The 13,256-nt window shown below is 65.0% G+C and carries 12 protein-coding genes; 7 read left to right on the forward strand and 5 right to left on the reverse strand.

Annotation, left to right across the window (positions count from 1 at the left end; translation table 11 throughout):
• Positions 1–279 carry an HNH endonuclease gene (locus POM99_RS01235; protein ID WP_277274918.1) on the forward strand — a complete coding sequence of 93 codons (279 nt, stop codon included), beginning with the start codon at positions 1–3 and terminating at the stop codon, positions 277–279.
• On the opposite strand, the gene POM99_RS01240 is transcribed toward POM99_RS01235, so the two are convergent.
• From POM99_RS01240 to POM99_RS01260, 5 genes are read right to left on the reverse strand one after another with little or no spacing between them, the layout of a single operon-like run.
• Complete coding sequence (locus tag POM99_RS01240; protein WP_277274919.1) at positions 276–1,118, reverse strand: HAD-IIA family hydrolase; 843 nt, start codon at positions 1,116–1,118, stop codon at positions 276–278. The genes POM99_RS01235 and POM99_RS01240 overlap by 4 nt on opposite strands.
• A complete protein-coding gene (locus POM99_RS01245; RefSeq protein ID WP_277274920.1) occupies positions 1,115–2,587 on the reverse strand; it encodes a biotin carboxyl carrier protein in 1,473 nt (490 codons plus the stop codon). The genes POM99_RS01240 and POM99_RS01245 overlap by 4 nt, the downstream gene beginning before the upstream one ends.
• Positions 2,584–3,921, reverse strand: coding sequence for an acetyl-CoA carboxylase biotin carboxylase subunit (locus POM99_RS01250; RefSeq protein WP_277274921.1), 1,338 nt, complete (start codon positions 3,919–3,921; stop codon positions 2,584–2,586). The genes POM99_RS01245 and POM99_RS01250 overlap by 4 nt, the downstream gene beginning before the upstream one ends.
• Entirely contained in the window at positions 3,918–4,367 is a 450-nt protein-coding gene (locus POM99_RS01255; RefSeq protein ID WP_277274923.1) for an acetyl-CoA carboxylase biotin carboxyl carrier protein, read from the reverse strand. The genes POM99_RS01250 and POM99_RS01255 overlap by 4 nt, the downstream gene beginning before the upstream one ends.
• The gene (locus POM99_RS01260) at positions 4,364–5,581 is read right to left on the reverse strand and encodes a Tm-1-like ATP-binding domain-containing protein (RefSeq protein ID WP_277274924.1); all 1,218 of its coding nucleotides are present in this window, start codon (positions 5,579–5,581) and stop codon (positions 4,364–4,366) included. Before POM99_RS01260 ends, POM99_RS01255 begins: the two co-directional genes overlap by 4 nt.
• A gap of 94 nt (positions 5,582–5,675) precedes the next feature.
• On the opposite strand from POM99_RS01260, the gene POM99_RS01265 reads away from it, so the two are divergent.
• The 6 genes from POM99_RS01265 to POM99_RS01290 all read left to right on the forward strand — a co-directional run bounded on the left by POM99_RS01265 (position 5,676) and on the right by POM99_RS01290 (position 13,215).
• Positions 5,676–6,512 (forward strand): IclR family transcriptional regulator domain-containing protein, encoded by an 837-nt coding sequence (locus POM99_RS01265; RefSeq protein WP_277274925.1) that lies wholly within the window; start codon positions 5,676–5,678, stop codon positions 6,510–6,512.
• Between the two features lie 73 nt (positions 6,513–6,585).
• Positions 6,586–7,599 (forward strand): zinc-dependent alcohol dehydrogenase family protein, encoded by a 1,014-nt coding sequence (locus tag POM99_RS01270; RefSeq protein ID WP_277274926.1) that lies wholly within the window; start codon positions 6,586–6,588, stop codon positions 7,597–7,599.
• Between the two features lie 177 nt (positions 7,600–7,776).
• Complete coding sequence (locus POM99_RS01275; protein ID WP_277274927.1) at positions 7,777–8,322, forward strand: VOC family protein; 546 nt, start codon at positions 7,777–7,779, stop codon at positions 8,320–8,322.
• Positions 8,319–9,572 (forward strand): MFS transporter, encoded by a 1,254-nt coding sequence (locus POM99_RS01280; RefSeq protein ID WP_277274928.1) that lies wholly within the window; start codon positions 8,319–8,321, stop codon positions 9,570–9,572. Before POM99_RS01275 ends, POM99_RS01280 begins: the two co-directional genes overlap by 4 nt.
• 22 nt (positions 9,573–9,594) lie before the next feature.
• Positions 9,595–10,521: a helix-turn-helix domain-containing protein gene (locus POM99_RS01285; protein WP_277274929.1), complete on the forward strand. Its 927-nt coding sequence runs from the start codon at positions 9,595–9,597 to the stop codon at positions 10,519–10,521.
• 135 nt (positions 10,522–10,656) lie between these two features.
• Complete coding sequence (locus POM99_RS01290) at positions 10,657–13,215, forward strand: TonB-dependent receptor (RefSeq protein ID WP_277274930.1); 2,559 nt, start codon at positions 10,657–10,659, stop codon at positions 13,213–13,215.
• Positions 13,216–13,256 lie beyond the last annotated feature (41 nt).

A 13,256-nucleotide genomic window follows, 5' to 3' on the forward strand; every position in this document is an offset into this window, starting at 1 on the left:
GTGTCGACCCCGACCCCCTGCTGGCTCTGCGCAAGGCCACTGGGCCACAAGGTGGAATGGCATCATCCCGTGCCCAAAAGCCGCGGTGGGCGAGAGACGGTGCCGCTCCATCCGATCTGCCACCGTACGCTGCATGCGCATTTCACCAATGCAGAGCTGCAGCGCATCGGTGCCGACCATGCGAAGCTGCGCGACAAGCCGGAACTCTCGCGGTTCCTGGCGTGGATTGCCGACAAGCCGCCGGAGTTCCACGCGCCGACGCGAACCAGGCGCCGTTAGCCCAGCAGGTCTACCAGCGGGGCAAGGTCCTGCAGCAGGAGACCTGGCCGGTCCTTTTCCGGCAGCACGGCATCACCCGCCATGATGCCGGTGGCCATGCCGACCGACAGGGCACCAACGGCATTGGCCATGCGCATTTCCAGCGCCGGATCGTCGCCCACGACCACGATCCTTTGGGCGGCCGAGCGTGGCAGGTCCATCACCTTGCGCGCCACCTCGAAGGCGACCCGCGACGGCTTGCCCAGAATGCGCGGGCGCTTGCCGGTCATGGCCGTAAGCATGGCGTTGATCGGGTAGCTGGCGCCGATCGCGCGACCGTTCTCGGTGGCGAAGAAGGGCACGTTGCTGGCGGTGAGCAGGCGTGCGCCGTTCCAGAGGGAATGGCAGGCCGCCTCAAGCGCGTTGAAATCGAATTCGCGGAACCATCCGGTATAGACGGCCTCGACACCATCTGCCGCTTCAGTGGGGCCAACAACCTCAAGGCCTGCATCAACCAGCGGAGCAGCGCAACCGGCATTGCCGAGCACGCGGACCCTGCCAGTGCCCTGCTGCGCCAGCCATGCCGCGGTGGATGATGACGGAGTCAGCATCTGCGCGTCATCCACCGGAAACCCGGCGTTGCGCAGCGATGCGGCATAGGCGGCGGGTGGTTTGGCCGTGCCGTTGGTGAAGACCACGAAGGGCATCCCCCGCGCCTTCAACGCCTCCAGCAGAGCAATCGCATGGGGCAGGGCGCGGTGGCCCCCGCTTTTTGAATCGCCCAAGGCGATCGTGCCATCCATGTCGAAGACGAACCCAGCGGCATCGCGCAGGCGGGATGATATGTCGGCGGGGATCAAAGCGAAGCTCCGGCATGGAGGGCAAGGCGGAAGCCCGGGCGCTCGATCACCAGATCGCGCGCATCTGGCTTTGCCGCAAGCGAGCGCAGCAGTGACAGGATCGGCGCGGCCTGCGGGCTGTAGGTCGCGCGCGAAGGGCCGGCGGCAAGCATGGCGTCCACCTGTTCACCCGGCATCACCGCGCGCAGCAGGAATTCCTCGTCCGGCAGATGATGTCCGAACTGGCGGCGAAGGTCTGCCAGCGCGGGAAATGTCGGTTCGTCCTCCAGTTCACGCGCGCGGGGCCGATCAAGGATTGTGGCGAGAACGCGCGGATCGACGGGCGAGGTCGGCTTGCCGAACTTGCCCATGCAATAGCGGATGACCTGATCGGAAACCTGGCCATAGCGTCGATCGCCGATCACGTTGGTCAGCGCCTGGCTCATCACCATCTGCGGAAACGGCGTGACCATGATCGGATAGCCGAGCTCTGCGCGGACCTGCTCCGTTTCGGCAATCACGGCGGGAAGCCGATCGGACAGGCCCAGCTCATCGAGCTGGCGCGCAGTGGTGGTCATCACCCCGCCGGCGATCTGATGACGCAGGAAGCTGGCGTCGAAGTTCTGCGGCGTGCCCGGCGGCAGCCCTTCGGCCAGCGCCACGCGCTTCCAGTAGGTGGTGAGCCGGGCCAGAGCGTCCTTGTCGATCTCGACGGTATGGCCTGCGTCCTCCAAGTTGGACACCATCCGGTTGGCTTCGGGCAGGGAGGAACCATCGCCGCCGGGACCGACGCCGACATGGATGGCCGATATGCCGAGCTTGGCCGCCTCCAGGCTGGATAGCATCCCCTGGCCGATGGTGGTGTGGGCATGGATTTCCAGCGGGCGGTTGCCGATCGCGGCCTTTACCGCGGGCACCAGCGTACGCGCGCGGTCCATTGAAAGCAGGCCGCCCGGATCCTTGATGTAGAACAGGTCGATATCGGGGCTCTGCCCGACGGCGCGTGCAAAGTCGGCATAGAACTGGTCGGTGTGGAATTCCGAGAGCGTGAAGGTGAGCGCGGCCATGACCTCGGCGTCCCCCTCCTGCTTCACCAGCCGCGCGGCTTCGACCACCGCAGGCACTTCGTGCATCGGATCGAGCAGGACGAAGCGGCCAACCCCGTTCGCCTGAAGCGCGCGATAGACCAGCCGCATGAACTCGGGGTCTGCCTGCTGCCACGCGATGAAGCGCAGGCCCGTGGTGATGAACTGCAGCGGCGTGGTCGGCATCGCGGCAGCCATTCGGCGCAGGCGCTCCCACGGGTTGTTCTGGAAATAGCGCACCGCCACGGCCATGTGGCTGGACGATGTGAAATCGATGGCGCGGAAGCCGCAGGCTTCGGTCAGTGCCGCGGCCTGCAGCATGTGGGCCGTGTTCAGGCCCGTGGCACCCCACAGGCTCTGGTTGCCGTCACGCATGGTGACGTCGACAAGGCGGATTGCGGTCATGCCTGAAGTCCCGAAAGGAAGCCGGTGTCCACTCCGCCTGCGGCAAAGCGCGGATCGGCGGCGATGCGGCGGTGGAGGGGGGCCGTGGTGGGCATTACGTCAATCTCCAGGCTGGACAGCGCGGCCTGCAGGCGGCGCACCGCCTCCTCGCGCGTGGCGGCGTGGACGATGACCTTGCCCATCAGCGAATCGTAGAACGGAGGAACCTCGCAACCATTGGCGATGTGGCTGTCCACCCTGACACCCGGGCCGGCAGGCCATGCGGCGCGGATCGCCGTGCCGGGCGAAGGGCGGAAATCGGCATCCGGATCCTCTGCGTTGATCCGCACTTCGATGGCGGCGCCTGTCGGGCGGACCATCGACTGCGTCAGCGACAGCGGCTTGCCCATCGCCACCAGCAATTGCTGCTCGATCAGGTCCACCCCCGTGATCGCCTCGGTCACCGGGTGTTCAACCTGGATGCGGGCGTTGAGTTCAAGGAAAAAGAACGAGAAGTCGTCGGCGTCGACAAGGAACTCCGCTGTGCCCGCCCCGCGATAGCCGATGTGGCGGGCAAGGCGCACGGCGGCGGCCTCGATGGCGGCGCGCGCGTCGTCGGGCATGGCGGGGGCAGGGGCTTCTTCCACCAGCTTCTGGAAGCGGCGCTGGATCGAACAGTCACGCGTGCCAAGGTGGATGGCACGCACGCCATCGCCCAGAACCTGCACCTCCACGTGGCGTCCGCGCGCCACGAAGCGTTCGACATAGACGGCCGGGTTGCCGAACGAGGCCTGGGCCTCTGCCTGCGCCATGGCGAGTGCGGCGTCGAGGTCCTCGGGCCGGTCCACCCGGCGCATGCCCTTGCCGCCGCCCCCGGCCACGGCCTTGAGCAGCAGGGGGTAGCCTGTTTCGGCCGCCCGCTGGCGCACCGCTTCCGGCGTCTGCGCCTCGCCGCCGGGCAGCACGGGCAGGCCGGCCTCGGTTGCCAGCCTGCGCGCGGCCAGCTTGTCACCCATGCCTTCCAGCGTGGCGATGCTTGGGCCGACGAAAGTGATGCCGGCCTCGGCCATGGCGCGGGCGAAGTCGGCATTTTCCGACAGGAAGCCATAGCCGGGATGGACGGCATCGGCGCCCGCAGCCTTTGCCGCGGCCACGACCCGGTCAATCGCGAGATAGCCCTGCGATGAAGGCCCCGGTCCCACGATGGCGACTTCGTCAGCCTCCAGTGCCGGGAGCGAGGCGGCGTCGGCCTCCGAGGCCCCCAGCACGGTGGCGATGCCCATGCGGCGGGCGGTGCGGATCACCCGCAGCGCAATCTCGCCACGGTTCGCGATGAACAGCTTGCGGATCGTCATCGGTTCAGCCGGATCAGGGCCTGGCCCTTGGCCACCATCGCACCATTGGGCGCGATCACTTCGGAAATGGTGCCGCTGCGCCCGGCGTGAACGGGGTTCATCAGCTTCATCGTCTCGATGATGCCGACAACCGTTTCCGGCCCCACTTCGTCACCAGGCTGAACAAATGGCGGGGCGCCAGGCTGAGGCGCGTGATAGAACGTGCCGGGCAGGGGCGCCGCAATCGCGTCGGGATCGGCCTCCGCGCTTTCTGTCGAAGCTTCGGCTGCGCCGCTCGCGCCGGCCCACTGCCATTCCTGCGTAAATCCCGCATCATCGCCATCCCCCCGCGCAAGGCGCAGGTGAAAGCGGCGGGTGGACAGGTCCAGTTCGCGGTAGCCCGAGTTTTCGAGGATCGCGGTGATTTCCGCGATATCCTCGTGGGTGAGGGGAAGGTCGTCGCTCATAGGTCTTTCAACATCTGGCGCGCGGCGGCGATGACCGCGTCGGAAAAGGCTTCATCGTTGAAGTGCGCGTCGACCGCGGTAACCGGCACATGTCCGGGCATCACCTGACGCAGGTATTCGGCAAAGGGCGGCGGCACGGACGGGTCCATCAGGTGCCCCGCCGGGCTGTCATGGCTGGAAAATCCATGCAGCGGCGTGAACACCTGCACCGGCCCTTGCGCTTCGGCCACGTTGGCGGCGAGGTGATCGGCCAGCTTCTTCAGGTCGTCCAGCGTGGTGCGCACCGCCGTCAGCTGCGGGTTGTGTTCGTGATAGCGACGACCGGGGAACTGGACGCGGGAAACGTCGATCGGCCCGCCGATGATGAAGTCCGCATTGCCGGGAGCGAGAATGGTGGGAATGCCCTTGCGCAGCGCCGCCTTGCCGCGATCCGGCCCGGTGTCAGCAAGGCCTCCGAAGATATGGTCGAGGATTTCGGTCTGTGAAAGATCGAGGACCAGCGCCACATCCTTGCTTTCGGCGAGGCCGTCGAGCGTCGGGCCGCCCGCGCCCGAGGAGTGGAAGACCATGACCTCGCAGCCATCCGTTTCCAGCGCCTGGCGGATGCGCTTCACACTCGCTTCCGTTGTGCCCAGCGTGGTGATCAGGACCAGCGGCTTTTCGGCCGGCGCCGCACGGTCATAGCCCCTGGCCATGCCGGCCACGGCGAAGGCGGCGTTGCGGAAGACATCGCGGCTGATCGTGTTGATGCCGGAAATGTCGGTCACCGCGTTCATCATCGCGATGTCCTTCACCCCCATGTAGGGCTTGGTGAAGCCGGAGGCCATCGTCGAGACGATCATCTTGGGCAGGCCATAGGGAAAGCTCTGCATCAGCGCGCCCGCCAGCGCCGACCCCATCGAGCCGCCCACCGCCAGCACGCCGGAGATCGGGTCCCGGGCGTCCCAGGCATGGGCGGCGGCGATCGATCCGCGGATCATCGCGTCCTGGCACTTGCCTTCGTGGCCCAGTGCGCGGACCTGTTCGATGGTCATTCCCGCAGCTGCGGCAACGTCTTCCGGCGAGATTTCCGCGCCTCCCACCGTGCGCCGCACGCTCGGGTCCAGATGGATCACCCGCACGCCCGCCGCTTCCAGTGCGGCGCGGGTGAAGCGGGCTTCTTCTTCCTTGGTGTCTTGCGTGATGATCAGCATCACGCTCGGCTGTTGGGTCATGGTCGTTCTCTCTCCCGTTGCCCCGACAGTGCGACAGATGGCTTGACTTTGCAAAATGCTATGCAAAGCATACGTTCCATAAGGTGAAACGAGGATGATGCTGGAACGCAAGGTCAAGACGGTCCGCGCGCTTGAACGCGGGCTCGACGTGCTGCTGGAGGTGCAGGCCCGCCGCGCCGCCAGTCTCCATGAACTCCATGTCGCACTGGGACTGCCCAAGGCGACCTTGTTGCGCATGCTGTTGACGCTGGGGCGCAAGGGGCTTGTGTGGCAGCGGCTGGCGGATGGCGCCTACCTGCCGCATGTCGACGCCCTGGCCCGCAGTCCGTCGGCCGCCATCGAGCATGTTGCCGAGGTGGCCTCACCGCATATGAAGGCGCTGTCCACCAAGGTCGCCTGGCCATCCGTGCTGGCCGTCCCCCGGCTTGACCACATGGAGATCCTTGAAACCAACAGCCCTCTCTTCCGGCTCGATTCCGCCATTCTGGGCCCAGTGGGCGTAAAGCTGTCCTACATCCACACGGCGACCGGCCGGGCCTATCTGTCCGCTTGCGACGAGAGCGAGCGCGAGGCAATCATCGCCCGTCTGCGCCCGCGCGATTCGACCGAAGCCGCCGAGGAAGACCTGCGCGCCATCCTCGCCGAAACACGCTCTCGTGGTTATGCCGCGCGTGAACCGCTGCACCCATGGCCGGATCGATCAAAGCAGCTGGTGCTGCGCGATGGACGGCGGTCGATGGCCGTGCCGATCATGGCCGGCGGCAGCCCCGTGGCTACCATCAACCTTACCTGGCCGGCCAAGCGCGGGACGGACGAAGCCGTTGTCCTGCGCCATCTCGATGCCCTGCAGCAGACCGCTGCGGCTATCGGTCGCGCGGTGGAAGCGCAGGCGGCAATGGCATCGGGCACCACTGTTAATTTCACCATATGAAATCTGTTTGTGTTGCTCATTAAATCCGCCACCCACTGTGCCATGATCGGCTTCAGGGAAGAGGAAGCATAAGATGCGTCAGTGGGTTATCAGGCAGGGGGCAACCTCGCTCCAGGATCTGGAACTTCGCGAAGTTCCCGATCCGGTGGCTGGGCCGGGCGAGGTGCTCGTCCGTGTGCGCGCCTGCTCGCTGAATTTTCGGGACCAGATCATTCCGCTCGGGTTTTACATGGGCGGAACCGTGGATCGCGATACCGTGCCACTTTCGGATGGTGCCGGTGAAGTCATAGCCGTGGGTGATGGGGTGACCTCGGTTGGTGTCGGCGATCGTGTTGCCGGCATCTTCTTCCAGGACTGGATGGATGGTCCACCCAATCCGGCTGCGGGTGTGGCGCTGGGCGCGCCACCGGCACCCGGCATGTTGCAGGATCTTGTCGTGCTGCCTGAACGCGGGGTGGTGCCCATCGCGGCCAGTCTTTCGTTCGAAGAGGCCGCCTGCCTGCCTTGCGCAGGGGTGACGGCGTGGAACGCCTTGATGGAAGGCCCGCACCCCCTGCGCGAAGGGGAAAGCGTTCTGGTGCTCGGCACCGGCGGCGTGTCGCTGCTTGCCCTTCAGATTGCCAGGGCCGCGGGCGCACGGGTGATCGCCACGTCGTCGTCGGATGAAAAGCTGGAGCGGGCCAGGGCGCTCGGCGCGCAGCAGACGATCAATTACCGCAATGTTCCCGAATGGGGCGCCGAAGCGGCAGCGCTGGCGGGCGGGGGTGTTGACCATGTCGTGGAGGTCGGCGGGGCCGGAACGCTGAAACAGTCGATCACCGCGGTCGGTTTCAACGGGGAAATCGCGCTGATCGGCGTGCTGACGCGCGAAGGGGACACCAATCCGCACGCGCTGATGTTCAAGGGGGGAAGCATCCGGGGCATTTTCGTGGGGTCAAAGGGTATGGCGCAGCGTCTCAATGCCTTCATCGATCGGCACGGGATCAAACCCGTGGTCGATCGCACTTTCCCGATGGAGCAGGCGCTGGATGCCTATGCCTACCAGCAATCAGGCAGCCTGTTCGGCAAGGTGGTGATCACGCTTTGACATCAGATTCGGGCCTTCACCTGGCCCGCATGTTTGCACCGTGGTCCCTGTCGGGATGCGCTGTGGTTCAAGCGGAGCAGGTGCCGGCACGGTAAGGAATGGGCGCAAGGCTCGGACAAGGGCCACGTTCAGGCGATCGGACCATCGGTTCGGAAGTCGCGGCAATGGGAGAGAGATATGACCCAGGCGCTGGGGTATGGGCAACCTGTGGGCGGGATATGCCAGACCGCCTTCGTGGTGGAGGATGTGCATGCCTCAATCGACCACTTCATCCGCGATTGCGGGGCGGGGCCGTTCTTCCTGCTCGACCACTTTCTGGCCGAGGGGCAGGTCTATCGCGGCGCGGTGTCCAAGGCTGATGTCACCATCGCCATGGGCTTTGCCGGGCACATGCAGATTGAACTGATACAGCCGCTTGATGCCAATCCTTCCGTCTATCGGGAGACGATCGAGAAGACGGGCTATGGCTTCCACCACTTCGGCATCGCCTCAATCGATGTGGAGGCCGATCTTGCCAACTACGAAGCGCGGGGCTTTTCGCTTGCATTCAAGGCCCCGGTGCCGACCGGAGGCTCGGTCGCCTACCTTGAGGGCGGTCATGCCGCGCAGCCCGGCTTTGTCGAACTGATCCCGGTGACCGACATGATGGACCAGCATTTCACCGGCATGTGGCAGGCATCGCAGGGCTGGAACGGCCGCGATCCGATCAGGCCCTTCCTGTGAGCAGCGCGGTGCAGGCGGGGGCCCAGAACATGCAGGCCAGTGGCAAGTACCAGGCATGGGTGGTGGGGCTGCTCAGCCTCAACTTCGGCATCCTGTTCTTCGATCGCAACGCGCTCAATTTCCTGATGCCGTTCGTGCAGCCGGATCTGCAGCTCTCGAATACGCAGGTGGGCATGTTCAGCTCGGCACTGTCGCTCACCTGGGCGCTTTCGGGCCTCGCGGTCGGGCGGATATCGGACCGGCTCGGATCGCGAAAGCCGGTGATCGTGGTGGCGACCATCGCCTTCTGCCTCTGCTCGGTCGTTTCCGGCCTCGCCACCTCGTTCTTCATGCTGCTCGGCGCCCGGCTTCTCATGGGGGCGGCGGAAGGCGGGGTCATGCCCGTCAGCCACTCGCTGATCGTCAGCGAGGTCGCGCCGGAGCGGCGTGGCATGGCGATGGGCGTGGCGCAGAACCTGGGGTCCAACCTTCTGGGTTCGGGCCTTGCGCCGATCCTGCTGGTGCCGGTGGCCGCAGCCTATGGCTGGCGCGAAGGGTTCTACCTCGCGGCTGCGCCGGGCCTGATCACCGCCGCGCTGATCTGGTTCACCCTGCGCGAACCGCCCGTCACCGCGCATGACGATGGCGGGCCGAAGGTTACGCTGCGTGAGGCCTTTGCCCACCGCAACGTGCTGCTCTGCGCCCTGATCGCCATCCTGCTCGTGTCCTATCTCGTCGTCTGCTGGGCCTTCATGCCACTGTTCCTCACCAAGGGGCGCGGGTTTGATCCCGATACGATGAGCTGGCTGATGGCGACGCTGGGCATATCGGCGGGCCTCGGCAGCTTTGTCGTCCCTGCCATTTCCGATGCCGTCGGTCGTCGGCCGGTGATGATCTTCTTCGCCTTCCTTGGTGTGATCCTGCCACTCGGCGGGTTGTTCTACAGCGGCTCGACGCTGGTTCTCGCGGCCATCTTCTTCTTCGGGTGGGGGCTGAACGGCCTGTTCCCGATGTTCATGGCCACCATCCCGGCCGAATCCGTCGATCCCCGGCTAACCGCAACGCTGACCGGCGTGGTCATGGGCACGGGCGAAGTGCTCGGCGGCGTGCTGGCGCCGTTCCTCGCCGGCACATTGGCAGATCGCTTTGGCATCGCCGCGCCGCTGTGGCTCATGCTGGTGCTCACCATCCTTGCCGGACTGTGCGCCCTTGGACTCGTCGAATCCGCCCCGCGCGTGGTGGCCCGCCGCAGCGCACCAGCCATCGTCTGATTTTGCAGAAGGAACCGTCGTGATGACTGCCGTCCGCAAGTTCGATACCGAAGGCATCGCCCCGCCAGAGCGCCTGCGTTACTGGAACGAGCTGGTCGACCGCATTTATGGCGGCACGTTCGTCCGGGCGCAGGACAACCAGTTCCAGGGCGCGATGCTGGCGTGGAGCCTGGGGGATCTCGACATGATCCGGCCGCGTTCGACCGCATCCTTTGTCGGACGGCAGGCTGCACTGGGCAGTGACGAGCGGCTGATCCTTCACCTGCAGTGTCGGGGCGAAAGCCTGCATCGTCAGGGGCGGTTCGAAAGCCGGCTTGAAGCGGGAGACTTCGTGATCGGCTCCTCGCATGAAAGCTACAGCCTGGATCTCACCGCACATCAGCTGCTTGTCGTGGAGTTTCCGCGCGCGCCCCTGGAAGAGCGGTTGCCCGGCGTCAACGACCTGCTCAGCCGCCGGATGAGCGGCGCCAGCGCCGGCGGGCGCGTGTTCCGCGATTTCCTGCTGTCGCTCTGGCAGAACGCCGAGCAGGCGACTGACAGCGAATGGTGCGAGGGTGTGAATGCCGTGTTCTATGACATGGTCGCCCTGGCCATGCGGGGCGCGCAAAAGCCGCATGAGGCGATTGGTGACACCGGCCTGCGCAATCGCGTGCTGGCGCTTGTGGATGCCCATCTCGCGGATCCTGACCTCAAGACGCTTACCCTTGCGCAGGCCTGCAACACGTCGATCCGGACGGTGCAGAATGTGTTCGCCGCGATGGGCACCACACCCAGCGCCTATATTCTCGAACAACGCCTGTCTCGTGCGGCGGATCGGCTGGTCGCTGCACCCGATTCCAGCATCACCGATGTCGCCTTCGAACTCGGGTTCAACGACAGTGGATATTTCACCAGGTGCTTTCGCCAGCGTTTTGGTGCCGCGCCACGCGACTGGCGCAGCGGACGCTAGCCTCGTCTGCGCGCCTGTCCCGGTCGCTTGCGCTCCAGTGCAAGCGGATTGGGCGGCGCAAATATACTTTCGCTTGATGAAACTGGCGTACCGCAGGGGGCGGCCGCCTGAAAACGACAAAAGGGAGTGGCAACAATGAAGTTCGCACCGGTTTCACTCGCCGTGCTTGCGGCCGCGCTGGCAACGCCGGCGGTGGCGCAGGAACAGGCCCAGACCGATGACAGCGGCAGTTCCGGGGGCATCCAGGAAATCGTCGTCACCGCGCAGAAGCGTGCGGAAAATGTCCAGGACGTGCCGATCTCGATCTCGGCCTTCACGGCCGGGGCGCTGCAGGAACGCGCCGTCACCAGCGTTGCCTCGCTATCCAACATTGCGCCCAACGTCACGCTCGATGCGGGAACGCCATTCTCGGGCTCGTCGTCGGTGCTGTCCGCCTATATTCGCGGCATCGGCGCCAACGACTTCGCCTTCAACATCGATCCGGGCGTGGGCATCTACCTCGATGGCGTCTATCTCGCCCGCTCGGTCGGCGCGAACCAGGAACTTCCCGACGTGGAACGCGTCGAAGTGCTGAAGGGGCCGCAAGGCACGCTGTTCGGCCGCAACACGATCGGCGGCGCGATCTCGATCGTCACCCACGATCCGGGCAACGAATTCCGCTTCCGCGGTGATGTGACCACTGGCAGCTACAAGCTGTTCTCCGCACGCGGCACGGTCGATATCCCGCTCGCCGAAAGCCTCTCCTCTTCGGTCGCCTTCTCGATCAAGACGCGCAACGGCTATCTGCGCCGCCTGCCGTTCCCCGGCGCTGAAAACTTTGCCAGCGATCCGATCACCTCGTTCAAGGCGGCGGGTTACAACAACGTCGGCCTCGGCACCGAAGGTGGTGACAACAACTGGAACCTGCGCGGCAAGATCCGCTACGATGGCGGCGCCTTCCGCGCAGTGCTGTCGGGCGACTACTCCAACGTCGATACCTCGCAGATCGCCAACAAGGTCATCTCGGTCTTCGCGCCGGTCTTCGCCTCTACCTACAACTGCGCGATCGCTGGCGTTATCGCCGCACCGGGTGACACCACCACCTGCGGTGGCGGTCCTCCCTCGTTCGCGCTGTTCGGCAACCGTGGCGGCCTGAACTCGATCAACGATCTGCCGTCGATCTTCGGCGTCAACGCCGATGCCAACCCCAACAACAACCGCCTGCCCTATGACAGCCGGTTCGTCACCAACAACATCGACACCAGCTATGCCAACGGCAACAACTATTCCAAGCTGAAGTCTGGCGGAGGCGCGCTGACGCTGGAATACGATATCGGTGATGCCACGCTGAAGTCGATAACCGCCTATCGCGAGCTCCACTGGAACACCGGCATGGATCTCGACAACTCGCCGCTGAACTTCCTGCACACCAGCTTCACCATGAACCAGAAGCAGTTCAGCCAGGAACTGCAGCTGGCCGGCAGCGCGATGGACAAGAAGCTCAACTATGTTCTTGGCGCCTACTACTTCACGGAATCGGGCGACCTGCACGATTACGTGACCTTCGCCGAAGGCCTGCTGCAGGTTGACGGGCCCAACGATCTCAAGACCAAGAACTATGCCTTCTACGGCCAGGTGGACTACAAGTTCACCGATCAGTTCGCGATCACGCTGGGCGGTCGTTACACGCACGAAGATAAGGAGTTCGAAGGCTTCCAGTCCGATCGCAACGGCCTGAACTACAAGATCCTGAACTTCCTCGGCGTACCGGGTTGCGAGGACATTTCCACGATCTCCGCCGCGTGTCAGGCCGCTGCCGGCTTCCCCAACCCGGGCGAGCCGCTGCGATACTACATCGCGGGCAGGCAGAAGAAGGTGTTCAACAACTTCGCACCCAAGGTCGGCCTGCAGTTCCACCCCACCGACGACGTCATGCTCTATGGCAGCTGGTCGAAGGGCTACAAGACCGGCGGCTGGACCACCCGTCTGTCGGCCCCGTTGGATTATGCCCCAGGCTTCGGTCCTGAAAAGGCCACCACCTGGGAAATCGGTGTGAAGTCCGAGCTGCTCGACCGGCACCTGCAGGTCAACGCGGCCGCCTTTACCACCAACTACACCGGCATTCAGCTGAACTCGCAGAAGGGCATTTCGCCCACTGTGCAGAACACTGGCAACGCCCGCATCCGCGGCTTCGAGGTCGAGGTTGTGGCCGCGCCTGTTCCGGGCCTCACCTTCACCGGCTCGGTGGGTTACACCGATGCCAAGTACACGGTGATCTGTGGCGAGAACAACGAGTTCCCGGCGTTCTGCGAAGGCAACAACTCCTATGTCGCGCCAACGCCCATCCAGGCCGGTGTGTTCAAGGGGGCCCCGCTGCCCAAGACGCCGAAGTTCAAGTGGAACTTCAGCCCGCGTTATGAAGCGAAGCTCGGCAGCCATGGCACGCTGGTGTTCCTGGGTGACATCACGCTCACCAGCAGCATGTGGAACGATACCGAGCGCACCTTCCTGCTGCAGCGTCCGGGAACCACGGTGATCAACGCCAGCGTGACCTACAGGGACCCGAGTGACCACTGGGAGATCACCGGTGGCGGCACCAACCTTACCGACGAGCGCTATCTGACCACCGGTCAGGCCCAGCTCGCCGGCGGCCAGATCTACGGCACCTACAGCCGTCCGGCCGAATGGTACGTGCGGCTTGGCGTGAAGTTCTGAAGAAGGCGGGGCGGACGCACCGGCGCCCGCCCCGTTTCCGT

This window comes from Novosphingobium cyanobacteriorum (assembly GCF_029436685.1).
Lineage (GTDB): Bacteria > Pseudomonadota > Alphaproteobacteria > Sphingomonadales > Sphingomonadaceae > Novosphingobium > Novosphingobium cyanobacteriorum.